21 protein-coding genes, 1 other RNA gene and 3 pseudogenes are annotated in these 21,850 nt (G+C 64.6%); 8 read left to right on the forward strand and 17 right to left on the reverse strand.

The annotated features are described in order from the left end of the window. Positions 1–28: 28 nt before the first annotated feature. From ACVILL_RS01705 to miaA, 5 genes are all read right to left on the reverse strand, one after another. Positions 29–724 (reverse strand): class I SAM-dependent methyltransferase, encoded by a 696-nt coding sequence (locus ACVILL_RS01705; protein ID WP_456727556.1) that lies wholly within the window; start codon positions 722–724, stop codon positions 29–31. A gap of 3 nt (positions 725–727) precedes the next feature. After that, on the reverse strand, positions 728–1,270 hold the full coding sequence (gene ilvN / locus ACVILL_RS01710; protein WP_024580134.1) for an acetolactate synthase small subunit: 543 nt from the start codon (positions 1,268–1,270) through the stop codon (positions 728–730). 21 nt (positions 1,271–1,291) lie between these two features. Then, positions 1,292–2,278: a threonine dehydratase gene (locus ACVILL_RS01715; protein ID WP_456727557.1), complete on the reverse strand. Its 987-nt coding sequence runs from the start codon at positions 2,276–2,278 to the stop codon at positions 1,292–1,294. A 14-nt stretch (positions 2,279–2,292) separates the two neighbouring features. Beyond that, positions 2,293–4,068, reverse strand: a complete 1,776-nt coding sequence (locus tag ACVILL_RS01720; protein WP_456727558.1) for an acetolactate synthase 3 large subunit — start codon at positions 4,066–4,068, stop codon at positions 2,293–2,295. Positions 4,069–4,503: 435 nt separating this feature from the next. Further along, positions 4,504–5,433, reverse strand: coding sequence for a tRNA (adenosine(37)-N6)-dimethylallyltransferase MiaA (gene miaA / locus ACVILL_RS01725; RefSeq protein ID WP_456734142.1), 930 nt, complete (start codon positions 5,431–5,433; stop codon positions 4,504–4,506). Here miaA and serB point away from each other — a divergent pair. After that, positions 5,432–6,346, forward strand: a complete 915-nt coding sequence (gene serB / locus ACVILL_RS01730) for a phosphoserine phosphatase SerB (protein WP_456727559.1) — start codon at positions 5,432–5,434, stop codon at positions 6,344–6,346. The two genes, miaA and serB, sit on opposite strands and share 2 nt — an antisense overlap. A 100-nt stretch (positions 6,347–6,446) precedes the next feature. Here the strand turns inward: serB and ACVILL_RS01735 are convergent, their stop codons facing one another. From ACVILL_RS01735 to ACVILL_RS01790, 12 genes and pseudogenes are all read right to left on the reverse strand, one after another. Beyond that, positions 6,447–7,943: a Do family serine endopeptidase gene (locus ACVILL_RS01735; RefSeq protein WP_456727560.1), complete on the reverse strand. Its 1,497-nt coding sequence runs from the start codon at positions 7,941–7,943 to the stop codon at positions 6,447–6,449. A gap of 275 nt (positions 7,944–8,218) precedes the next feature. Then, positions 8,219–8,419: a DUF2065 domain-containing protein gene (locus tag ACVILL_RS01740; RefSeq protein WP_050628416.1), complete on the reverse strand. Its 201-nt coding sequence runs from the start codon at positions 8,417–8,419 to the stop codon at positions 8,219–8,221. Between the two features lie 80 nt (positions 8,420–8,499). Then, positions 8,500–9,400 (reverse strand): annotated as a pseudogene (gene hflC, locus ACVILL_RS01745) (protease modulator HflC). Then, on the reverse strand, positions 9,397–10,539 hold the full coding sequence (gene hflK, locus ACVILL_RS01750; RefSeq protein WP_456727561.1) for an FtsH protease activity modulator HflK: 1,143 nt from the start codon (positions 10,537–10,539) through the stop codon (positions 9,397–9,399). Before hflK ends, hflC begins: the two are co-directional and overlap by 4 nt. Positions 10,540–10,683: 144 nt before the next feature. After that, entirely contained in the window at positions 10,684–11,196 is a 513-nt protein-coding gene (locus ACVILL_RS01755) for a dihydrofolate reductase (RefSeq protein ID WP_456727562.1), read from the reverse strand. Then, the gene (locus ACVILL_RS01760; protein ID WP_456727563.1) at positions 11,196–11,681 is read right to left on the reverse strand and encodes an N-acetyltransferase family protein; all 486 of its coding nucleotides are present in this window, start codon (positions 11,679–11,681) and stop codon (positions 11,196–11,198) included. Before ACVILL_RS01760 ends, ACVILL_RS01755 begins: the two co-directional genes overlap by 1 nt. Beyond that, positions 11,681–12,475: a thymidylate synthase gene (locus ACVILL_RS01765; protein WP_456727564.1), complete on the reverse strand. Its 795-nt coding sequence runs from the start codon at positions 12,473–12,475 to the stop codon at positions 11,681–11,683. The genes ACVILL_RS01760 and ACVILL_RS01765 overlap by 1 nt, the downstream gene beginning before the upstream one ends. A 187-nt stretch (positions 12,476–12,662) precedes the next feature. Then, positions 12,663–13,643, reverse strand: a complete 981-nt coding sequence (locus ACVILL_RS01770; RefSeq protein WP_456727565.1) for a tripartite tricarboxylate transporter substrate-binding protein — start codon at positions 13,641–13,643, stop codon at positions 12,663–12,665. A gap of 134 nt (positions 13,644–13,777) precedes the next feature. Beyond that, on the reverse strand, positions 13,778–15,292 hold the full coding sequence (locus ACVILL_RS01775) for a tripartite tricarboxylate transporter permease (RefSeq protein ID WP_456727566.1): 1,515 nt from the start codon (positions 15,290–15,292) through the stop codon (positions 13,778–13,780). A gap of 7 nt (positions 15,293–15,299) precedes the next feature. After that, the gene (locus ACVILL_RS01780) at positions 15,300–15,800 is read right to left on the reverse strand and encodes a tripartite tricarboxylate transporter TctB family protein (RefSeq protein WP_456727567.1); all 501 of its coding nucleotides are present in this window, start codon (positions 15,798–15,800) and stop codon (positions 15,300–15,302) included. Between the two features lie 92 nt (positions 15,801–15,892). After that, the gene (locus ACVILL_RS01785; protein ID WP_456727568.1) at positions 15,893–16,426 is read right to left on the reverse strand and encodes a chromate transporter; all 534 of its coding nucleotides are present in this window, start codon (positions 16,424–16,426) and stop codon (positions 15,893–15,895) included. Then, positions 16,423–17,035 (reverse strand): annotated as a pseudogene (locus ACVILL_RS01790) (chromate transporter). The gene ACVILL_RS01785 and the pseudogene ACVILL_RS01790 overlap by 4 nt, the downstream one beginning before the upstream one ends. Before the next feature lie 77 nt (positions 17,036–17,112). Here ACVILL_RS01790 and ssrA point away from each other — a divergent pair. From ssrA to ACVILL_RS01825, 7 genes and pseudogenes are all read left to right on the forward strand, one after another. Continuing rightward, positions 17,113–17,475: a transfer-messenger RNA gene (gene ssrA / locus ACVILL_RS01795) on the forward strand. Between the two features lie 153 nt (positions 17,476–17,628). Next, complete coding sequence (locus ACVILL_RS01800) at positions 17,629–18,150, forward strand: SspB family protein (RefSeq protein ID WP_456734143.1); 522 nt, start codon at positions 17,629–17,631, stop codon at positions 18,148–18,150. 176 nt (positions 18,151–18,326) lie between these two features. Then, complete coding sequence (gene fumC, locus ACVILL_RS01805) at positions 18,327–19,742, forward strand: class II fumarate hydratase (RefSeq protein ID WP_456727569.1); 1,416 nt, start codon at positions 18,327–18,329, stop codon at positions 19,740–19,742. Positions 19,743–20,018: 276 nt separating this feature from the next. Next, the gene (locus ACVILL_RS01810) at positions 20,019–20,222 is read left to right on the forward strand and encodes a DUF4169 family protein (RefSeq protein WP_456727570.1); all 204 of its coding nucleotides are present in this window, start codon (positions 20,019–20,021) and stop codon (positions 20,220–20,222) included. Continuing rightward, positions 20,219–20,494: a ribbon-helix-helix domain-containing protein gene (locus ACVILL_RS01815; RefSeq protein ID WP_456727571.1), complete on the forward strand. Its 276-nt coding sequence runs from the start codon at positions 20,219–20,221 to the stop codon at positions 20,492–20,494. Before ACVILL_RS01810 ends, ACVILL_RS01815 begins: the two co-directional genes overlap by 4 nt. Before the next feature lie 56 nt (positions 20,495–20,550). After that, positions 20,551–20,904, forward strand: coding sequence for a VOC family protein (locus ACVILL_RS01820; RefSeq protein WP_456727572.1), 354 nt, complete (start codon positions 20,551–20,553; stop codon positions 20,902–20,904). Between the two features lie 228 nt (positions 20,905–21,132). After that, positions 21,133–21,848 (forward strand): annotated as a pseudogene (locus ACVILL_RS01825) (IS5 family transposase). The last annotated feature ends 2 nt before the right edge of the window (positions 21,849–21,850 follow it).

The following is a 21,850-nucleotide window of genomic DNA, read 5'->3' on the forward strand; positions in this document are numbered from 1 at the left end:
CTTCTTTTGCTTCCGTTTCGGTCGGGGTCTAGGTCTGTTCGTCCGGCTTGGGTTTGCGCAGCAGATAGGTGCCGTGCAGCGGCGCGTGGTAGTCGGCCGAGACCATCGTGAAGCCGGTCTCGGTCAGCATGCGCTCCATCACCCAGCCGAAGGTCGAATATTCGTCGCGCATATGGGTCATCACGCTTTCGCGCTCGAAATCGTGATTCTTGATCGAGAAGTCGGCCCAGCCCTCGACGTCGCGATCGACGCCGTCGGGCATGCTAACGAACACCATGTCGCGCAGATAGAAGTTCGCGCCGGGCTTCAGCGCGTTGAAGATGCGCGACAGCGCCACCGCCTTCCAGAAGTCCGGCAGATGGTGCAGCGTGAACTCGCTGACGATCAGATCGTAGGAATTCGGCTGATAGGCAAACGAGAGCAGCCCCGCCGGCTGGGTCCGGATCCGTGCCTTGCGGTCGCGCGCGTAGATTTCGGCGAGCCCGATCATCGCCGGCGAGATGTCGATGGCGTCGACCTCGGCACCCATCAGCGCCGCCTCGGTCGCCAGCACGCCGTTGCCGCAGCCAATATCGGCGATCCGCCAGCCCGGCTTGACGCCGAGCATGGTCAGCGCCTGACGGGCGCGGACATCGCTGTCCTCGCTGACGTCATAGATCGAGGCAACCGCGGTATCGAGACCGACCTGCCGCCGTTGGGTGTAGTACCAGTCGCGCGCCAACATGACTCACATCCCTTCCGGCCCACGCGTGATCGCGGCCACCCCGGTTCGTGACACCTCGACCAGCCCCAGCGGGCGCATCAGGTCGATGAACTGACTGATCTTGGACGAATTGCCCGTGATCTCGAACACAAAGCTCTCGGTGGTGGCGTCGATCACCCGGGCGCGGAACGCATCCGCCAGCCGCAGCGCCTCGACGCGGTGATCGCCACCGCCCCGCACCTTGACCATCGCGAGCTCGCGCTCGATCGAGCTGCCGGTCAGCGTCATGTCGACGACGCGGTAGACCGGGATCATGCGGTCGAGCTGATGCTTGATCTGCTGGATCACCATCGGCGTGCCCGTGGTGACGATCGTGATCCGCGAGAGATGTTTCTGGTTCTCGGTCTCCGAGACGGTGAGACTTTCGATGTTGTAGCCGCGGCCGGAGAACAGGCCGATCACACGGGCGAGCACGCCGGGCTCGTTCTGCACGAGCACGGAGAGCGTGTGCGTCTCGTTGGGATCGTGACGCTCTTCGAGGAAATAAGCGGATGCGGGCTGGTTCATGGTCGTCCCCTTACATTCTTGTCACGCCACCGCCCGCGAGGCGGCCGGCGCAGCATCCGTCCCGATCCAGGTCCGGAACAGATCGAAATCGATATTGCCGCCGCTCAGGATCAGGCCGACCCGCTTGCCGGCGAGCTTGCTCTTTTCCTGCAGCGCGGCCGCAAGCGCCGCGGCGCCCGCGCCCTCGGCGAGATTGTGGGTGTCGGTCCAGTAGGCGCGGATCGCCTGCCCGACCTCGTCGTCGGTGACCTGCACGATGCGGGATGCGCCCTTGCGGATCAGCGCGAACGCGTCCGCATCCGGAATCCGCGTCGCCATGCCGTCGGCCAGCGTGTTGCTGGTGTCGGTGGTCACGATCTTTCCGGCCGCAAGCGACAGCGCGTAGGACGGCGCCTCGGTCGACTGCACGCCGACGATCTCGGTCTTCAGCCCGAGCAGGTCGCGCGCCATGATGCAGCCGGAGATGCCGGAGCCCTGTCCGATCGGCACATAGAGAATGTCGAGCTTGGGCGCCGACCGAAACAGTTCGAGCGCGTAGGTCGCAACGCCCAGCACCAGGTCCGGGTGGAACGACGGCACCATGTGCAGGCCGGCGAACTGGGCACGGCGCTCGGCCTCTTCCCGCGCCGCCTGAAAGTCCTCGCCATGCTCGACGAGTTCGGCGCCGAACGCGTGCATCGCGCGGTTCTTCTCGACCGAGTTGCCGCGCGGCACGTAGATTGTGGCCGGCACGCCGTGGCGGCTCGCGGCAAACGCCAGGCTCTGGCCGTGATTGCCGCGCGTCGCCGAGATGATGCCGGGCACGTCTGGCCGCTCGCGCTTCAGCCGCTCGAGATAGACCAGGCCGCCGCGCACCTTGAAGGCGCCGGTCGGCGTGTGGTTCTCATGCTTGACCACGACCTCGGTGCCGAGCCGCTCGGCCAGCAGCGGCCAGGCATGCGCCGGCGTCGTCGGCACCGCGGTGCCGACGATCCTGTGTGCGCGCTCGAGCTCGTCGAGATCAAACATGATCCACCCTCACCTCACACCAGCGCCTTGCCGCCCGAGAACGCCTTCGCGGTGGCCTCATCGGTCGCCTCTTCCGGCAGCAGCATCTCGTTATGCGCCTTGCCCGACGGGATCATCGGGAAGCAGTTTTCCAGCGCGGCGACGCGGCAGTCGAACAGCACCGGGCGCTTGATCGAGATCATCTCCTTGATCGCGCCGTCGAGATCGGACGGCTTGGTCGCCTGCAGGCCGACGCAGCCATAGGCGTCGGCGAGCTTGACGAAGTCCGGCAGCGCCTCGGAGTACGAATGCGACAGGCGGTTGCCGTGCAGCAGTTGCTGCCACTGCCGCACCATGCCCATGTACTGGTTGTTCAGGATGAAGATCTTGATCGGCAGCTCGAACTGAACCGCCGTCGACATCTCCTGAATCGTCATCTGCACCGAGGCGTCGCCGGCGATATCGATCACCAGGCTGTCCGGATGCGCCACCTGCACGCCGACCGCGGCCGGCAGGCCGTAGCCCATGGTGCCGAGACCGCCGGAGGTCATCCAGCGGTGCGGCTCCTCGAAGCCGAAGAACTGCGCGGCCCACATCTGGTGCTGACCGACTTCGGTCGTGATGTAGGTGTCCTTGCCGCGGGTCAGCTCGAACAGGCGCTGGATCGCGTATTGCGGCAGGATGATATCGTTGTTCTTGCGGTAGGACAGCGAGTTGCGCGCGCGCCATTGCGCGATCTGCTGCCACCACGCCTTGATGTCGGGCTTCCTGGCCTCCGCCTTGAACACCTGCAGCAGGTCGCCGAGCACGTTGCCGGCGTCGCCGATGATCGGCACGTCGACGCGGATGTTCTTGTTGATCGAGGACGGGTCGATGTCGATGTGGATCTTCTTCGAGCCCGGCGAGAACGCATCGACGCGGCCGGTGATGCGGTCGTCGAAACGCGCGCCGACGCACAGCATGACGTCGCAATCATGCATGGTCATGTTGGCTTCGTAGGTGCCGTGCATGCCGAGCATGCCGAGCCAGTTCGGCCCCGACGCCGGATACGCGCCCAGTCCCATCAGGGTCGAGGTGATCGGGAAGCCGGTCGCCTCCACCAGCTGACGCAGCAGCTTGGAGGCCTCCGGACCCGAATTGATCACGCCGCCGCCGGAATAGATCACCGGACGTTTCGCATTGGCGAGCATCGCCACCGCCTTGCGGATCTGGGTCGCATCGCCCTTGACGCGCGGCGTGTAGGAGATGTGAACGTCCGACTTGCGCGGCGGGTGATAGGTGCCGGTCGCGAATTGCACGTCCTTCGGCACGTCGACCAGCACCGGACCGGGGCGGCCGGTGGTGGCGACATAGAAGGCTTCGTGCAGCACCCTGGCGAGGTCGTTGACGTCGCGCACCAGCCAGTTGTGCTTGGTGGCGGGCCGCGTGATGCCGACGGTGTCGCATTCCTGGAAGGCGTCGTTGCCGATCAGGTGGGTCGGCACCTGGCCGGTGATGCAGACCAGCGGGATCGAATCCATCAGCGCGTCGGTCAGCGGCGTCACCATGTTGGTGGCGCCGGGCCCCGAGGTCACCAGCACCACGCCGGGCTTGCCGGTCGAGCGCGCATAGCCTTCGGCGGCATGGCCGGCGCCCTGCTCATGGCGGACCAGGATGTGCTCGACCTCGCTCTGCTGGAAAATCTCGTCGTAAATCGGAAGCACCGCGCCGCCGGGATAGCCGAAGACATGCTGCACGCCGTGATCGATGAGCGCGCGCACGATCATTGCGGCGCCGGTCATCTGATTGGGATCGTGGCTCTTGTCGGTCATGGTTCGCTCCGGATGCGCTTGTTTTTGCGCGGCTTTTGTCAGTTCTCGTCAGTTCTGCTTCGGGCAATAAAAAGGGGCCCCAGAGGCCCCATGCACACCGCCCGAATTTGGATGGCAGCTAGCCATCCCCGGCGGTGTGCCTGGGTACGACGACGATAAGGAGTTTGGTAATAATGTTGCGCACGAGACGACCCAGTCTTCCCAAAGGTTGCGCGAACATAGCGGCCAAAGCCTGAATGTCAAGGCAAGGCAAGCACTTTCGCGATTTCCGTACTCTACCGGGGTTCCGCTCGTACGGCGAGTGTTTTTGCGTGGCGAAACGCGCATGGCAGACGGGCGTGCGGCCGGTAAGCCGTAGCCCGGATGGAGCGCAGCGCAATCCGGGGCCGGTGCCCTCCGGGGAAAGGCCCCGGATTGCGCTGCGCTCCATCCGGGCTACGGGATGAGGCTCTCCAGCCATCCCCTTGCCGCCTCCGGCGCCACCCATTCGAATTCCGGAAGCTGGTGGCGAAACCAGGTGAACTGACGCTTGGCGTAATGGCGGGTGTCGGCCCGGCCGATCTCGGCCGCCTCCTCCCGGCTGATCTCCCCGTTCAGGTGCCTGATCAACGCCGGCACACCATGGGCCTTCATGGCCGGCAATAGCGGATCGAGCCCGCGCGCCGCCAATGCAGCGACCTCGTCGAGCGCGCCGGCATCGAGCATCACGCCAAACCGTGCATCGATCCGCGCATAGAGCTGCTCCCGATCAGGCGCGAGAAACAGCGCGTGGAATTCGCCTGATGGCAGCAGCGGCGGCAGGCCGTCGCGATGCCAGTCCGGCAGCGGACGGCCGGTGGCCTCCACGACCTCGAGCGCGCGCGCGATGCGGGTGCGGTCGCGCGGCTTCAGCCGTTCCGCGGACACCGGATCGCGCACCGCAAGCTCGGCATGCAATGCCTCGACGCCATGCTGCTCCAGCCTCGCACGCACGCCGTCGCGCACCTCAGGGGGGACCTGCGGCACCGCGGACAGGCCGCGGGTCAGCGCCTTGAAATACAGGCCCGAGCCGCCGATGAAGATCGGCAGCCGCCGCTGCGCACGCGCCTCGCCGAGCACCTTCGCCGCGTCAGCCACCCAGGCGCCGGCGGAGAAATTCACGCCGGCATCGACATGGCCGTAGAGCCGATGCGGAACCAGCGCCTCCTCGGCGGCCGTCGGCCGCGCGGTGATGATCCGGAGGTCGCGATAGACCTGCATCGAGTCGGTGTTGATCACGACCCCGCCGGTCCGCTGCGCGAGCTCGAGCGCCAGGGCCGACTTGCCGCTGGCGGTCGGCCCTGCGATAAGCACTGCCTTGTCCAACAATCCCGAATGCGCCTGCATGTCCCTCGTTGCCACGCTGATCTGCAATCCCGCAAGCCCCGCGCTCGATTCCACCATCGTCGACGGCGCACGGGCCGTGCTGCCCTCACCCGGCCCGGCGCAGTGGCTGTTCAACGAAGTCGCCGTCGACATTCCCTTCGAGAGCCAAATTCCTGGCGGAGACACCGGCAAGGACGCGATCAAGGCGATCGAGGAGCGCCTGCGCCAGGCCAACGGCGACCTGCCGATCGACATTGTCGTGCAGCCTCGGATCGCCCGGCGCAAGAAGCTTTTTCTGGCCGACATGGATTCGACCATGATCGGCCAGGAGTGCATCGACGAGCTCGCCGATTTCGCCGGGCTGAAGGCCCATGTCGCCGCCATCACCGAACGCGCGATGCGTGGCGAGATCGAGTTCGAGTCCGCGCTGCGCGAGCGCGTGGCGCTGCTCAAGGGCCTGCCGGTCAGCGTGGTCGACGAGGTGCTCGACAAGCGCATCACGCTGACGCCGGGCGGCCGCGAGCTGGTCATGACCATGCGCGCGCACGGCGCCTACACCTGCCTGATCTCGGGCGGCTTCACCCTGTTCACCAAGGTGGTCGCGGAGAAGGTCGGCTTCCAGGAGAACCGCGCCAACCAACTGCAGGTCGAGAACGGCAAGCTGACCGGCGAAGTGGTCGAGCCGATCCTCGGCCGCGCCACCAAGCTCGCCACGCTGATCGAGCTGACCGAGTCCTTCGACCTCGACGAGATCGACACGCTGGTGGTGGGCGACGGCGCCAACGATCTCGGCATGATCCAGGCCGCGGGCCTCGGCGTCGCCTATCACGCCAAGCCGGCGGTCGCGGCCGCAGCGGCGGTCCGGATCGACCACGGCGATCTCAGTGCGCTGCTGTATGCGCAGGGCTATCGGCGGGATGAGTTCGTCGCGTAACCACAAACCGTCATTCCGGGGCGATGCGAAGCATCGAACCCGGAATCTCGAGATTCCGGGTTCGGTCCTGCGGACCGCCCCGGAATGACGCCAGAGAATATTACTGCACGCCCAGCGCCACGAACCGCAGCTCGCCGTCGCCGTTCGAGACCAGCAGCAGCACGGACTTCTTGCCGTCCTTCTTCAGCTGGTCGACGCGCTTCTTGATGTCGGCGGCGCTCGACACCGCCTCCTGCGCCACCTCGACGATGACATCGCCGGCCGACAGCCGCTTCTCGGCGGCGTCGGAGGCACCATCGACGCCGGTGACGACGACGCCCTTCACGCTGTCCTTGATCTTGTACTTGGTGCGCAGGTCCTTGCTCAGCGCCGCCAGGTCGAGACCGAGCGCCTTCTGGGTCACCGGTTTCTCGGCAGGTTCGTCCTTCGACTTGACGTTGGCCTGCTGAACCTTCTCGTTGTCCTCGAGCCGGCCGAGCGTGACCTTGCGGGTCTCCTCGTTGCCCTTGCGGATGACGACGACGTCGACTTCCTTGCCGACCGCGGTGTCGGCGACGATGCGCGACAGGTCCTTCGGGTCCTTGACGTCCTTGCCGTCGAACTTGACGACGACGTCGCCGGGTTCGATGCCGGCCGGCTTGGCCGGGCCCTTGTCGTCGACGCCGGCAACCAGCGCGCCGCGCGCCGGCTTGATGTTGAGGCTGTCGGCGATCTCGTCGGTGACCTGCTGGATGCGTACGCCGAGCCAGCCGCGGCGCAGCTCGCCGAATTTCTGCAACTGGTCGACGACGCCGGCGACCGTCTTCGACGGCACCGCGAAGCCGAGGCCGATCGAACCGCCGGTGGGGGAGATGATCAGCGTGTTGACGCCGATCACCTCGCCATCGAGGTTGAACAGCGGGCCGCCGGAATTGCCGCGGTTGATGGCGGCGTCGGTCTGGATGTAGCTGTCATACGGACCCTGGCTGATGTCGCGGTTCTTGGCCGAGACGATGCCTGCGGTCACGGTGCCGCCGAGGCTGAACGGGTTGCCGATCGCGACCACCCAGTCGCCGAGGCGGATCTTGTCGCTGTCGCCGAACTTGACCGCGGTGAGCGGCTTCGGCGGCTTGAACTTCAACACCGCGAGGTCGGTCTTCTTGTCGACGCCGACCAGCTCGGCCTTGATCTTGGTGCCGTCGTTGAGAATGACGTTGATCTCGTCGGCGTCGGCGATGACGTGGTTGTTGGTGACGACGATGCCCGCGGAGTCGACGATGAAGCCCGAGCCCAGCGAATTGGTCTTGCGCGGCTGGAACTCGCCGCCCTTCTCACCGCCCTTGCCAGGCGGCCCGCGGCGGTTCTTGAAGAAGTCGTCGAAGAACTCCTCGAACGGCGAGCCCGGCGGCAGCTGCGGCATCGTCCGGTCCTTGGCCTCGATCGTCTGCGACGTCGAAATGTTGACGACGGCGTCGATCACCTTCTCGGCGATGTCGGCGATACCTTCGGGACCACGTGCGAACGCCGGCACGGAGCTCAGCATGCTCGCAGCACCGATCGAGATCGCGGCCCCCATCATGCGGAGGCGGCGGCTCAGGGCTGGTCTGGCAGCGGTCATGTCGGAGTATCTCCAGGCAAACGGGTTCAAACTAGCTGGCGGCAGAGTGCGCCCGAACGGGCATATGGCGCAAGCATCTCAGCCGGGCATTTCGGCGAAAAACCGGCGGCGCAAGGCTCACGATTGTGTTCATTCTTGTTTGTCATTCCGGGCGGCCCGACGGGGGCTGGGCCTCGGGGGCGCAATTGCGCCCTGGGGAATCTCGAGGTTCCCCGGTGCGCGATTGCGCACCTGAGGTTCGATGCTGTGCATCGCCCCGGAACGACGATTTTTTTTTAACGCCGCACCACCCAGATCAGGATGAGGCCGGCGACCGCCGAACCGATGCCGACGATGCGCAGAATGTTGTCGGGCGTCGCCAGCGCGCTCTTCATCGCCCGGCGCATCCAGGCGGGGCTAGCCGCGAACAGGATGCCTTCGAGCACGAACAGGATTCCCAGACCGATGAGGAAGTCGCCGAACGCTATTGACCTCATCGGATGGCAACCTCCCGCTCGATGCTTGTTGTTCTTGAGCGGCGGCGACGCTTTGTCCGCGTCGCCGCCGTGTCGTGGTGCTACTGTTTCGCCGCGGCGGCCGCCTCAGGCGGCTTGCCGCTGGCGCTGCCGAAGTATCTGAAGAATTCCGAGTCCGGCCGCAACAGGAAACGCGTGTCGCCGGACTTGAGGCCGTTCTCATAGGCCGTCATCGAGCGATAGAACGCAAAGAAGTCCTTGTCCTTGCTATAGGCCTCCGCGAACAGGCGGTTGCGCTCGGCATCGCCCGCGCCGCGGGTCTGATCCCCCGTCGAGTTGGCCTCGGCGACGATCACGGTGACTTCGCGATCGGCCTTTGAGCGGATCTCCAGTGCCCTCTGGTCGCCTTGCGCACGGAACTCGGCCGCCTCGCGTTCGCGCTCGGTCTTCATCCGGTTGTAGACGGCCTGGCTGTTCTGCTCCGGCAGGTCGGGCGCGGCGGATCCTGACGTCCACGACCTCGATGCCGTAGCCGTCGGCCTCCCTGTCGAGCTGCTCGCGAATTCGCGACATCAGCTTCTCGCGTTCGTCGCGGACCACCGTGATGAAGTTGACCTCACCGAGCACGCGGCGCAGCGCTGCGTTGAGCAGCGTGGTCAGCTGCAGATTGGCGGCCTGGATCGAGCCGACGCTGGTGTAGTAGCGCAGCGCATTCTTGATGCGATAGCGCGCGAAGGCGTCGACCACGAGTCGCTTCTGGTCGGAGGCGATCACCTCCTGCGACGGGTTCTCCAGGTCGAGAATGCGCTTGTCGACGTTGATCACCGAATTCCACGGCGCCTTGAAGTGCAGGCCGGGCTCGGTGACGATGTCGACCGGCTCGCCGAACCGCAGGACGATGGTCTGCTCGGTCTGCTGCACGGTGAACACCGAGCTGTAGCCGACGGCAAGAACGATGAAGAGAATAATCAGGGACACAATGCCGGTGACAGGGGACCTCATCGGGTGACTCCCTGCTGCTGGCCAGTCGTGGCCGGCGCTGCCGGCGGACGCCGCGTCGTCAGCTCGCTCAGAGGCAGGTAGGGCACGATGTTCTGGCCCTGACCGCCGTCATAGACCAGCTTGTCGGAGCCGCCGAGCACGCGCTCCATGGTCTCCAGATAGATGCGCTCGCGGGTCACGTCGGGTGCCTTCTTGTACTCTTCATAGACTTTCAGGAAACGCGCGCTCTGGCCCCTGGCGTCGGCGACCGCCTGTTCCTTGTAGCCCTCGGCCGCCTGCAGGATCTGCGCGGCACGGCCACGCGCTTCGGGCACGACCCGGTTGGCGTAGGTTTGCGCCTCATTTTGCTTGCGCTCGAGGTCGGCACGCGCCGCCTGCACGTCGCGGAACGCGTCGATCACCTGCGCCGGCGGATCGACCTTCTGCATCTGCACCTGGGTGATCTGGATGCCCGCATTGTAGGTGTCGAGCGTCCTCTGCATCAGCTCCTGGACGCTCTGCTCGGTGACGTTGCGCGCCCCGGTCAGGATCGGCTGGATCTGCGAGCGGCCGATCACCTCGCGCATCGCGCTTTCAGCGACCGCCTTCACGGTGCCTTCGGGATTCTGGATGTTGAACAGATACGCACCGGCGCCGCCCGGCTTGATCCGCCACAGCACGGTGAAGTCGACGTCGACGATGTTTTCGTCGCCGGTCAGCATCAGGCTCTCTTCCGGCACGTCGCGCATGGAGCGGCCGCGGCGGGCGGGATCGTCGATCAGGGTCATGCCGATCGAGATCGTGTTGACGCGCAGCGCCTTCGGCAGCAGCACCGTCTCGATCGGATACGGCAGGTGGTAGCGCAGGCCGGGCTGCGCATCGCGGACATATTTGCCGAAGCGCAGCACGACGCCGAGCTCTTCGGACTGGACGCGGAAGATGCCGGTCGCGAACCAGATCGCCAGCGCGGCGGCCAGCACCAGCGCGATGCCCATGCCGCTGAAATGCCCGCCGGGCAGCCACTGCTGCAGCCGGTCCTGGCCGCGCCGCAGCAGATCCTCAAGATCCGGCGGCCTCGGCCCGGCTGACTGCGGACCGGTGCCCCATGGCCCTTTCGGACCCGAGCCCCACGGCCCCCCGCCTTGATTTTTCCACGGCATCAAAGATCTCCTCGGCAAGTCCGGACGGGACGCCCGGCCTCGAATGTCCGGCCCGGTTATAGGGGACCGCTTGGGCCCTTACAACGCAAGCTTCCTGGGCGGACGAGCTATGCGCCGGCGCATAATTGTCAATGCAAACATTGGTTAACGTTGGCCGCGCCGACGATATGTCACATAGGAGAAGTCGACGCTGTCGTCCGGACCTGCCGGATTCCGCACGCGCGCCACCTCTTCCCACTCCGTCGCATCGATCTTGTCGAACCGTGTATCGCCGTCCGGCCGGGCGTGGACCTCGGTGATCTCGAGGCGATCGGCGATGCCCATCCACTGCGCATAGATCTCCGCGCCACCGATGACGGCAATTTCAGTGGCGAAACGCCGCAGCGCGTCACCAAGCGCAATTGCGCGGGCGTTTTCGAACGACGTCGTGACGATAGCGCCGCGCGCGCGGTAGTTCGCATCGCGCGTCACCACGATGTTGGTGCGCCCGGGCAGCGGCCTGCGCAGAGACTCGAAGGTCTTGCGCCCCATCACGATAGGCTTGTTCAGTGTGATCGCCTTCAAGCGCTGCTGGTCGGATTTCAGCCGCCACGGAATGGCGTTGTTGCTCCCGATCACGCCGTTCTCGGCGACCGCAACGACGAGCACGATCTCCATCAGCGCGTCCCTTCCGCAAGTGTCGACAACGCCTCGCCGGAGACGCGGCAAATCGTCCATTCGTCCATCATCTCGGCGCCGAGCGACTTGTAGAATGCGATCGACGGCGCGTTCCAGTCGAGCACCGCCCATTGCAGGCGCCCCCAGCCATTGGCGAGGCAGTGCTTCGCCAGATGCACCAGCAGCGCCTTGCCGATGCCCTTGCCGCGCAGCGCCGGGCGCACGAAGAGATCCTCGAGATAGATGCCGTGGCGGCCGGCGAAGGTCGAGAAATTGACGAACCAGACCGCGAAGCCGGCGGGCTCGCCATTCCATTCGGCAATGTCGCAAAACAGCCGCGGGTTGGCGCCGAACAGCGCCTCGGCGATCTCGGGTTCGGTGGCTTGGACTTCGTGGAGGAGCTTTTCGTAGTCGGCGAGCTCGCGGACCAGCGAGAAGACCAGTCCGGCCTCATCGGGCCGCGCCCGGCGGATGGTGAGCGACATCAGACCGCGACTTCGGCCTTGATGTGCGGGTGCGGGTCGTAGCCCTCGAGTTTGAAATCCTCGTAGCGGAACGCGAAGATGTCCTTCACGTCGGGATTGATCGCCATCGTCGGCAACGGCCGCGTTGGCCGCGTCAATTGCAGGCGCGCCTGCTCGAGATGGTTCGAGTAGAGATGCGCGTCGCCGAGCGAGTGGACGAAATCGCCGGGCTTCAGGCCGGTCACCTGCGCGACCATCATGGTCAGGAGCGCATAGGAGGCGATGTTGAAGGGCACGCCGAGGAAGACGTCGCCGGAGCGCTGATAGAGCTGGCAGGACAGTTTGCCGTTGGCGACATAGAACTGGAACAGGCAGTGGCACGGCGGCAGCGCCATCTTGTCGACCTCGGCCGGATTCCAGGCGCTGACGATCAGCCGCCGCGAATCCGGATTGCGCTTGATCATTTCGACCACGTTCGCGATCTGGTCGATGCTGCGGCCATCGGGCGCGGGCCAGGAGCGCCATTGCGAGCCGTAGACCGGGCCGAGATCGCCGTTGGCGTCGGCCCATTCGTCCCAGATCGTGACGCCGTTGTCGTTGAGATATTTGATGTTGGTGTCGCCGGCCAGGAACCACAACAGCTCGTGCACGATCGCCTTCAGCGGCAGCCGCTTGGTGGTCAGCATCGGGAAGCCGGCCGAGAGGTTGAAGCGCATCTGGTGGCCGAAGATCGACAGCGTGCCGGTGCCGGTGCGGTCGTGTTTCTCGGCGCCGTCGGCGAGGATGCGTTCAAGCAGGTCGTGATACTGGTTCATGGCGTTGGTTTCGGGCCCTTCGGGGGAAGCGGCGAACTTAACGGCCGCGGCAGCCGGCCGACATGCCGATTCGGCTGATTGCACCGATTATACCCCGAAAAATGACCACCCTCGTGCCAAACGACAAGGGGCGGAACTCGCGTTCCGGCCCTTGCCGCCCCTGTCCTATCCGCTTGATCGCGCTGGATTAAGTTGCCGGCTTGAGCACCGGGGTCCACTTCGCGATCTCGTTCTTGACGAGCATCGCCAGTGCCTCCGGCGTCCGGTTCGCGGGCGCCGGGATCACGCTGCCGAGGTCGAGCAGGCGCTTGCGGACGTTGTCATCGTCGAGCGCCTTGATCGCCGCGGCGTTCAGCGTGGCGATGATGGCGGGCGAAGTTCCCTTCGGCGCGAAGATCGCGTTCCAGGCCTGCGCCTGGAAGGCCGGCAGGCCGGCTTCCGCCGTGGTCGGCACCTCGGGCAGCGACGGATTGCGCTCGGGGGTCGCGACCGCATAGGCCTTGATGGTGCCGGCCTTGACCTGCGGCACCGCGTTGACGATCTGGTCGCACATGTAATCGACCTGGCCCGCGACCAGCGCATTCATCGCGGGGCCGGTGCCGTTGAAGGGCACACCGACCGGCTTGACTTCGAGGATCGAATTCAGCAGTTCGCAGGAGGCGTGCGAGACCGAGCCGATGCCGGCATGCGCGGCGTTGACCTTCTCGGCATTGGCCTTCACGTAGGCGACGAATTCCTTCAGATCCTTCGGCGGGAAATCCTTGCGGGCCAGGATCAGGATCGGCGTGCCGGCGAGCAGCGCGACGGGCTCGAAATCCTTTTCCGGATGATAGGCCAGCTTCGGATAGAGCGGCACGGAGGCTGCGTGCGTGCCCATATGCCCTGTAATCAGCGTATAGCCGTCATTGGCGGCGCGAGCGGCGCGTGTCGTCGCCGTGGTGCCGCCGGCGCCGACCACGTTCTCGATCACGATGCTCTGCCCCAAGGTCTGCGCCATGTGCGCCGTGACGATGCGCGAGATCACGTCGGTCGGACCGCCGGCTGCGAACGGCACGATCATGGTGATGGTACGGGTCGGATAGTTTTGCGCCGACGCCGGCACGGCGAATGCGCTGAGCGTGGCAAATGCCGAAAGGCATGCGCCCGCAAGCGAGCGTATGGACATCATCTCAATTCCTCCCGGGAACGTTTGACCAATAAAAATGCCGGCCAAATCGGGCCGGCATTTTCATTTCACGGGACGACATCCAGTGTCGATTGGACTTCCGCCTGCGGCGCGCCGACGCAGGGCCTGCAGAGTATTCAGCCTTCCGACTCCACGAACACTTCGTCGCGCTTCGCACGCAAGGTCGGCAGCACGGCAAGCACCAGGAGACCTGCCGCGATCGCCAGCAGCACCGCCGACAGCGGCCGCGAGACGAACACGCTCCAGTCGCCGCGCGAGATCAGGAGTGCACGGCGCAGGTTCTCCTCCATCAGCGGGCCCAGCACCATGCCGAGCAGCAGCGGCGCCGGCTCGAAATCGTGCTTGATCAGCCAGTAGCCGACCAGGCCGAACACGCCAGCGAGCACGACGTCGACCGGTGCGTTGTTCACCGAGTAGATGCCGATCGCGCAGAACACCACGATCGAGGGGAACATCAGCCGGTACGGCACGCGCAGCAGGCGGACCCAGATGCCGACCAGCGGCAGGTTGATGATGATCAGCATCAGATTGCCGATCCACATCGAGGCGATCATGCCCCAGACCAGGTCGGGCTGCTTCTGCATCACCTGCGGGCCCGGCACGATGCCATGAATGGTCATCGCGCCGACCATCAGCGCCATCACCGCATTCGGCGGGATGCCGAGCGTGAGCAGCGGGATGAACGAGGTCTGTGCCGCGGCGTTGTTGGCGCTTTCCGGCGCCGCGACGCCTTCGATCGCACCGCGGCCGAACCGCTTCGGATCCTTCGCCAGCTTCTTCTCCAGCGTATAGGCCGCGAACGACGCGATCACGGCGCCGCCGCCCGGCAGAATGCCGAGGATCGAGCCGAGCACGGTGCCGCGCAGGATCGCGGGCGTGGAATCCGCGAGATCCTTCCTCGTCGGCATCAGGCCGGTGATCTTCTGCTGCACCAGATTGCGGTTCATCTCCGCGCCGTGGTCGAGGTTGCGGATGATCTCCGCGAAGCCGAACACGCCCATCGCCACGGTGGCGAAGCCAAGCCCGTCGGCCAGCTCGGGGATGTTGAAGGCCATGCGCGAGGCGCCGGTCTCGATGTCGGAGCCGACCATCGACAGCAGCAGGCCGAACACGATCATCGCGATCGCCTTCAGCACCGAGCCCTTGGCGAGCACCACCGCAAAGATCAGGCCGAGCACCATCAGCGAGAAATATTCGGCCGGGCCGAACGCCAGCGCGAGCTTGGTCAGCGGCGCGCCGAGCACGGCGATCAGCACGGTTGCGACGCAGCCGGCAAAGAACGAGCCGATCGCGGCGATCGCCAGCGCCGGACCGGCGCGGCCCTGCTTGGCCATCTGGTGGCCGTCGAGCGCGGTGACCACGGAGGTCGCCTCACCCGGAATGTTGACCAGGATCGAGGTGGTCGAACCGCCATATTGCGCGCCGTAATAGATGCCGGCGAGCATGATCAGCGCGCCGACCGGGGGCAGGCCGAAGGTGATCGGCAGCAGCATCGCGACGGTGGCGATGGTGCCGATGCCCGGCAGCACGCCGACCAGCGTGCCGACCAATGCGCCGATCAGGCACATCAGGAGATTGATCGGCGAGAAGGCGACCACGAAACCGTGGGCGAGATTGGCAAACAGATCCATCACGCCCTCACTGGATCAGGAAACGCGGGAACATCGGCATCGGAAGTCCCAGCACATAGGGGAAAAGCAGCGCGCAGCCGACTGTCAGGCAGGCGCCGACAATGATGGCTTCGACCCACTTCGTTTCATGCGAGCCCATCGCCGCGATCAGGAAGGCGGCAAAGGCCGAGACGACGAGCCCGAGCGGGCGGATCGCCAATGCGAAGAACACGATCGCCGCCGATACGAACAGCGGGCCGCGCCAGGAATAGGCCGCGATATGCGGGCCCTGCTGCATTACTCCCATCGCCGCGACGGCGGCCCCGAGCAACAGCAGCAACCCGGCGAACATGCGCGGCGCGGTTCCAGCACCGAACGAAAATCCGTGCATGCCCTGCAGATCGCTCGAGGCCCACAAGGCAAACAGCGCAACCGCCATCATGGCGAGCCCGCCGACAAAGTCCTGCGGACCGCGTACCCAATTCGGCAAGATCGATTTGCCCGGCGCCTCGCTCGGCGTATCGCTCATGACTTCGCTTCCCCCGTCAGGCCGTCCCGCCCGTTTTGATTGAATGGTTTGGCTTGTGGTGCGTTGACCGAAAGCCTTGCTAGCGATTTTCGTCAGATAACGCCAGCGAAACCCAAGAGACCTCCGGCAAGCAACATCCACAAGGGATTGATCCGCGTCGCAAAAGCAAGCGCGGCTGCGACAATGGTGATCAGAACCGCGATCCAACTTTGGTCTGATGTCTGGGCCACGATCAGCCCGCTGGCGGCCATCAGGCCGATCGACAGCGGAACCAATGCGGCCTGAATGAGTGCCGGCCAGCGCGCGTCGCGCGAACGATCGATGAAACGGCTCACATAATAGGCAAGCAGCGCGGTCGGTCCGCACATCGCAACCGTTGCGGCCAGCGCCCCGGCGACGCCTGCGACAGAATAGCCTACCAACGTCACGATCAGCACGTTCGGCCCGGGCGACAGCTGCGAGATCGCGAACACGTCGGCGAACTGCTTGTCGGTCAGCCAGTGATGCACATCGACAGCGGCGCGGTGCATTTCGGGGATCGCCGAATTGGCCCCGCCGACCGCAAACAGCGACATCAGGCCGAAGGTCCAGATCAGCGCCGCGATCGGGTTGGACTCCGAACTCATGCCTTCACCATGCGGCGCGCCAGGATCGTGATTGCGAGGCTGAGCGGGATCGCCACCAGCAGCACGACCTGAAGCGGCCATCGGATCAGCCCGATCGCGACGAAAACCGCAGCCAGAATGACGAGGCCTGTGACATCACGCCGCCTCAGGAGCGGCATCATCATCTTGAAGACGACGGCGAACAGCAGCCCGACCGCGGCACAGGCGACGCCGGCAAGCGTCCGGCGCAGCACATCGATATCGCCGTAGCGGGCATAGAGCGCGGCAAGAACGGTCGCGATCACCATCGGCGGCCCGACCAGCCCCGCGAAGGCGGCGAGCCCGCCGGCGATGCCGCGAAAGCGCGAGCCGAACACGACCGACAGGTTGACGATGTTCGGACCTGGCAGGAAATGGCACAGCGCGAAGGTCTCGTTGAACTCCTCCGCCGTCATCCAGCGGTGCTGCTCGACGATCGACCGCCGGGGCCCAGACCAGGACCCCGCCAAAGCCGGCCAGCGACATCTTGGCAAAGGCCAGGAACAGCTCGAGCAGGCCGGGCTGGCGGGGCGGAGATGGTGCGGAGGCATCCGGCGCCGGGACGGCAACCGGCGGGGATTCCGGGGGCATGGCAAAATCTAAGACGGGCCCGGGACGGAGGCCAACCCCAAATTGGTGTGTTTTCACAGCCGAAAGGGCCTGAATCGGCTCTGTTTTTCTATGACTTTGCCGCTATATTGGGGGTGCCGGTTCGCCGGCTATGGAAATAAATGACCGTCGCAATAAACCATTCGGACCCGGGGGCGGTACCCGGCGCCTCCACCAAAACCCATCCTGGTCCACCGATGGTGGCTTTTGGCGGGGGCGAAATAGGATCGACGAGGGCGTAAAGGGCGTGTTTTTTCTCGGTATGGTTCCGCCGACATCGGGCCAATGCAATAGTTGCCAACGACAACTTTGCTCCGGTTGCTCAGGCTGCGTAACGCAGTTTGAAAGACCATCTTAAAGTCCTAGCGGGTTAAGCTCCGCTAGGCGGGGTTCGGAGGCACCTGGCAACAGAAGCCTCCACTTCATTTTCACTCTCCGGCCGGGGCGTCCGCCCGCATTATCTGCGGCGAGCCCTGCTGATTTCCGGCTCCCGGCGGGGTAGCATGGACCCCAAAAGGGCGAGTCGGATGGTCCGACGGCGCCTTGCCGGCTATTTTCGAAGCGACAGGATCACCATGGCGACCGATCACATCCGATATGACGTGCTGGCGCGCGATGCGCTGCGCGGGGTGCTGCGCCGGGTGTTGTCCGACGCCGCCGAACATGGCCTGCCGGGTGAGCACCATTTCTACATCACCTTCCTGTCGCATGGCGACGGCGTGAAGCTGTCGCCGCGATTGCTCGCGCAATATCCGGAGGAGATGACCATCATCCTGCAGCACCAGTTCTGGGATCTGGTGGTGACGGAAGACCGGTTCGAGGTCGGCCTGTCGTTCGGCGGGATTCCCGAACGGCTGACCGTGCCGTTTGCCGCGGTGACACGCTTCCTCGATCCGTCCGCGCCGTTCGATCTCAGGTTCGATGTCTCGGATGCGCTGTCCGAGGACGTCCCTCCCGCCACGGCGCCGGCCTCTCCCCTGCCCGCACCGGCCACCCGCGAGACGGTCGAGCCCGCGACGGCCGAGACCGAGCAGGAGCCTGCGAAGCCCAGCGAAGGCGCCGAGGTCGTGCGGCTGGATCGCTTCCGCAAGAAATAATCTAAACGCGGATCACTGCGCCACCTTGTAGGATGCTTGCGGGACCGGGATGACAGATCGTCATCCCGGACTATCTTCTGCATGAACGTGCCTGCGCGTGGACGCCTTCGCGCTGTCGCACCGGAAAGCCCGGCGCCATGCCGGATCACGTGCTGATGACGCAACGGAGAGCATCGATGGCTCAATCGACGACACCATCCAACGCCGCCACCCGCAGCGAGACCGACAGCTTCGGTCCGATCGACGTCCCCGCCGACCGCTACTGGGGCGCGCAGACCGAACGCTCGCGGCAGAACTTCAAGATCGGCCACGACCGGATGCCGATCGCGATCATCCACGCACTCGCCATCGTCAAGCTCGCGGCCGCCGAGACCAATCGCAAGCTCGGCCAGCTCGATGCACGCCGCGCCGATGCCATCATCAACGCGGCCAAAGAAGTGATCGACGGCAAGCTCGACGATCACTTTCCGCTGGTCGTGTTTCAGACCGGCTCGGGCACGCAGACCAATATGAACGTGAACGAGGTGATCGCCAACCGCGCCAACCAGATGCTCGGCGGCGAGCTCGGCGCCAAGCAGCCGATCCATCCGAACGACCAGGTCAACATGAGCCAGTCGTCGAACGACTCGTTTCCGACCGCGATGCATATCGCAGCCGCAAGCCGCATTATCGCCGACCTGATCCCTGCCCTCACCGAGCTGCATCAGGCGTTGCACCAGAAACAGGACGCGTTCGCCAAGATCGTGAAGATCGGACGCACGCATACCCAGGACGCGACACCACTGACGCTCGGCCAGGAATTCTCAGGCTACGCCGCGCAGGTCGAGAGCGGCATCGCGCGGCTGCGCGTCGCGGTGAAGGAGCTGTTTCCGCTGGCGCAGGGCGGCACCGCCGTCGGCACCGGCCTCAACTCGAAGCCGGAATTCGCCAACAGCTTCGCCAGGCATGTCGCCGAGATCACCAAGCTGCCGTTCACCAGCGCGGCGAACAAGTTCGAGGCGCTGGCGTCCAACGATGCCTATGTGCTGGTGCATGGCGCGATCAATTCGGTGGCGACCGGCCTGTTCAAGATCGCCAACGACATCCGCTTCCTCGGCTCGGGGCCGCGCTCGGGCCTCGGCGAGTTGATCCTGCCCGAGAACGAGCCGGGCTCGTCGATCATGCCGGGCAAGGTGAACCCGACCCAGTGCGAAGCCATGACCATGGTCTGCTGCCAGGTGTTCGGCAATCAGACCACGATCACCGTCGCCGGCAGCCAGGGCCATTTCGAGCTGAACGTGTACAAGCCCGTGTTGGCATATTGTATGATAAATTCCATTCAGTTGCTGTCTGACGTTGTCCGCTCATTTACTGAGCATTGCGTTGTCGGAATACGCGCCGACGAAAAGCGCATCAACGAACTGATGCAGCGCTCGCTGATGCTGGTCACGGCGCTCGCGCCGAAGATCGGTTACGACAATGCAGCCAAGGTCGCGAAGACGGCACACGCGCACGGAACGACGCTGAAGGAAGAGGCTTTGCGGCTTGGATTCGTGACTGCCGATGAATTTGATCGCCTCGTACAGCCGGACAAAATGACACACCCGGGCTGAGCAATGCGCGCGCAATGTCCGGATAATTACGGTCAGCGCGCGTGATATAATTATGGATCATAACGCCTAAAGACTAAGGCGAGTTGCCTATCAGCTCTGCGCTGGCGCATGGTACAGACGTCTAGTTTTCGCAGAGCGAAACGGATTCTTTGATGCTATCACAAGCGTCAAACGGGGATTCGGAATGGGTATCGAGCCGGGCGCGCAGCGCGATCGCTCTTGCTTTCGTCACGATGCATCACCAATTCCGCTTTGGGGACGATAAGGACGACGAGCATGGGCGACGTGGTCAACCTGAAACGATTCAAGAAGCGCACTGAGCGCGAACAAGCAGCCAAGCAGGCTGAAACCAACCGTGCGCTATTCGGTCGCACCAAAGCCGAGCGAGCGCGTGACGAATTTCTCGGCGAGCGCAATGCTCGGCAACTCAATCAGCACATCCTCGATCAGCAGCGTATCGAAAGTGGAGACGCATCATGAAGTCTCCCGTCGTTAAGCGTTCGATCGTCGTCGCCGGGCACAAGACCAGCGTCAGTCTCGAAGAGGCCTTCTGGAACGGCATGAAGGAGATTTCCGGTCTGCGGAACATGACGCTGTCGGAATTGGTCGGCGAGATCGACAGCAATCGTCAGCAGGGCAATCTGTCCTCCGCGATCCGGCTTTTCGTGCTCGACTACTTCCGCTCGCGCGCCGCGCCGGCCGTGCCGACGGATGTCAGGCCGCAACAGGTCGACACGCGCCAGCAGGCCTGACGGCCTCTCCGGCCGTCGCGATCAAGCAGACGGTCGTTCGTCGCGCGGACTTCAGCATGAAGGTCAACCGCATCGTCGCCAACGTTGCCGCATCCGATATCGCGGCAGCGAGGTCGTTCTATTGCGACATCCTCGGCCTCGAGCCGCTGATGGATTTCGGTTGGGTTGCGACTTACGGCTCATCCGAAACGATGCAGGTTCAAATCAGCTTCGCTTCCGAAGGCGGATCGGGCACGCCGGTGCCTGATCTCTCGATCGAGGTCGACGACCTCGACGAGGCCCTGCGCCGGATCAACGCAGCGCACATCGCGATCGAATACGGACCGGCGGACGAGCCGTGGGGCGTGCGGCGCTTCTACGTCCGCGATCCCTTCGGCCGGCTGATCAATATCCTCCAGCACCAATCGTGATGAAGTTCTAGATCATGATGCGTTTACAGGGAATCGCATCACGATCTCATCTCCTTGTTTGAGCATGATCTTTTCGGAAAACCGGTTTCCACTTTTCCGGATCATGCTCTAGGCGGTGTGGACTCTAAGGATTCCCTTTTGAGGGCAAATCAGATTCAAGGCTTGTTTTGGGAGGCGGCCTTGGGTGTGATGGATCGTTTGGTGTTGAGCGACGCGGCTTGGGAGCGCATGGCGCCGCTCATCATCGGCCGGCCTGACCAGAAGGGTTCGACCGGACGCGACAACCGGATGTTCGTGGAAGGGGTGCTCTGGATCGTTCGCACCGGCTCTCCCTGGCGTGATCTTCCGGAGGCGTTTGGGGATTGGAACAGCGTGTTCCGGCGCTTCAGTCGATGGAGCACCAAGGGTGTCTGGTTGCGGATCTTCGAGGCGATGTCCGATGATCCGGACTTCGAATATCTGATCGTCGATTCCACCATCGTCCGGGCGCATCAGCACGCCGCCGGGGCGAAAAAAGGGGGTCTGAAGATCAGGCGATCGGCCGCTCGCGCGGCGGCTTGAGCACCAAGATACATATGGCCGTCCGAGGTTTGGGATGCCCCGTGCGGTTCACGCTCACCGCGGGCCAGAAGGGCGATGCACCGCAAGCCGCCACCTTGATTGAGGGATTGCCCGCCGAGGTGGTCATGGCCGATACGGCCTATGACGCCGATCACTTGCGCCAAGCCATCGCGGCCAAGGGCGCGCTCGCCGTCATCCCCAACAACCCGTCACGTGCACTCAAGCATCCGCTCGACAAGCATCTCTATGCCCAGCGGCATCTCGTCGAATGCTGCTTCAGCAAACTCAAGCAGTTCCGCCGCGTCGCAACGCGCTTCGAAAAGACAGCCCGAAATTACCGAGCCGTCGTCACTCTCGCTGCAATCGTCCTATGGACACGATAAGT

The sequence above is a fragment of the Bradyrhizobium sp. USDA 3364 genome (genome assembly GCF_054056355.1).

Excerpts from the sequence above, each read along its gene's own strand:
- ACVILL_RS01705 (WP_456727556.1), bottom strand. The coding sequence starts at position 724 with ATGTTGGCGCGCGACTGGTACTACACCCAACGGCGGCAGGTCGGTCTC.
- ilvN (WP_024580134.1), bottom strand. The coding sequence starts at position 1,270 with ATGAACCAGCCCGCATCCGCTTATTTCCTCGAAGAGCGTCACGATCCC.
- ACVILL_RS01715 (WP_456727557.1), bottom strand. The coding sequence starts at position 2,278 with ATGTTTGATCTCGACGAGCTCGAGCGCGCACACAGGATCGTCGGCACC.
- ACVILL_RS01720 (WP_456727558.1), bottom strand. The coding sequence starts at position 4,068 with ATGACCGACAAGAGCCACGATCCCAATCAGATGACCGGCGCCGCAATG.
- serB (WP_456727559.1), top strand. The coding sequence starts at position 5,432 with ATGTCCCTCGTTGCCACGCTGATCTGCAATCCCGCAAGCCCCGCGCTC.
- miaA (WP_456734142.1), bottom strand. The coding sequence starts at position 5,433 with ATGCAGGCGCATTCGGGATTGTTGGACAAGGCAGTGCTTATCGCAGGG.
- ACVILL_RS01735 (WP_456727560.1), bottom strand. The coding sequence starts at position 7,943 with ATGACCGCTGCCAGACCAGCCCTGAGCCGCCGCCTCCGCATGATGGGG.
- ACVILL_RS01740 (WP_050628416.1), bottom strand. The coding sequence starts at position 8,419 with ATGAGGTCAATAGCGTTCGGCGACTTCCTCATCGGTCTGGGAATCCTG.
- hflK (WP_456727561.1), bottom strand. The coding sequence starts at position 10,539 with ATGCCGTGGAAAAATCAAGGCGGGGGGCCGTGGGGCTCGGGTCCGAAA.
- ACVILL_RS01755 (WP_456727562.1), bottom strand. The coding sequence starts at position 11,196 with ATGGAGATCGTGCTCGTCGTTGCGGTCGCCGAGAACGGCGTGATCGGG.
- ACVILL_RS01760 (WP_456727563.1), bottom strand. The coding sequence starts at position 11,681 with ATGTCGCTCACCATCCGCCGGGCGCGGCCCGATGAGGCCGGACTGGTC.
- ACVILL_RS01765 (WP_456727564.1), bottom strand. The coding sequence starts at position 12,475 with ATGAACCAGTATCACGACCTGCTTGAACGCATCCTCGCCGACGGCGCC.
- ACVILL_RS01770 (WP_456727565.1), bottom strand. The coding sequence starts at position 13,643 with ATGATGTCCATACGCTCGCTTGCGGGCGCATGCCTTTCGGCATTTGCC.
- ACVILL_RS01775 (WP_456727566.1), bottom strand. The coding sequence starts at position 15,292 with ATGGATCTGTTTGCCAATCTCGCCCACGGTTTCGTGGTCGCCTTCTCG.
- ACVILL_RS01780 (WP_456727567.1), bottom strand. The coding sequence starts at position 15,800 with ATGAGCGATACGCCGAGCGAGGCGCCGGGCAAATCGATCTTGCCGAAT.
- ACVILL_RS01785 (WP_456727568.1), bottom strand. The coding sequence starts at position 16,426 with ATGAGTTCGGAGTCCAACCCGATCGCGGCGCTGATCTGGACCTTCGGC.
- ACVILL_RS01800 (WP_456734143.1), top strand. The coding sequence starts at position 17,629 with ATGGCGACCGATCACATCCGATATGACGTGCTGGCGCGCGATGCGCTG.
- fumC (WP_456727569.1), top strand. The coding sequence starts at position 18,327 with ATGGCTCAATCGACGACACCATCCAACGCCGCCACCCGCAGCGAGACC.
- ACVILL_RS01810 (WP_456727570.1), top strand. The coding sequence starts at position 20,019 with ATGGGCGACGTGGTCAACCTGAAACGATTCAAGAAGCGCACTGAGCGC.
- ACVILL_RS01815 (WP_456727571.1), top strand. The coding sequence starts at position 20,219 with ATGAAGTCTCCCGTCGTTAAGCGTTCGATCGTCGTCGCCGGGCACAAG.
- ACVILL_RS01820 (WP_456727572.1), top strand. The coding sequence starts at position 20,551 with ATGAAGGTCAACCGCATCGTCGCCAACGTTGCCGCATCCGATATCGCG.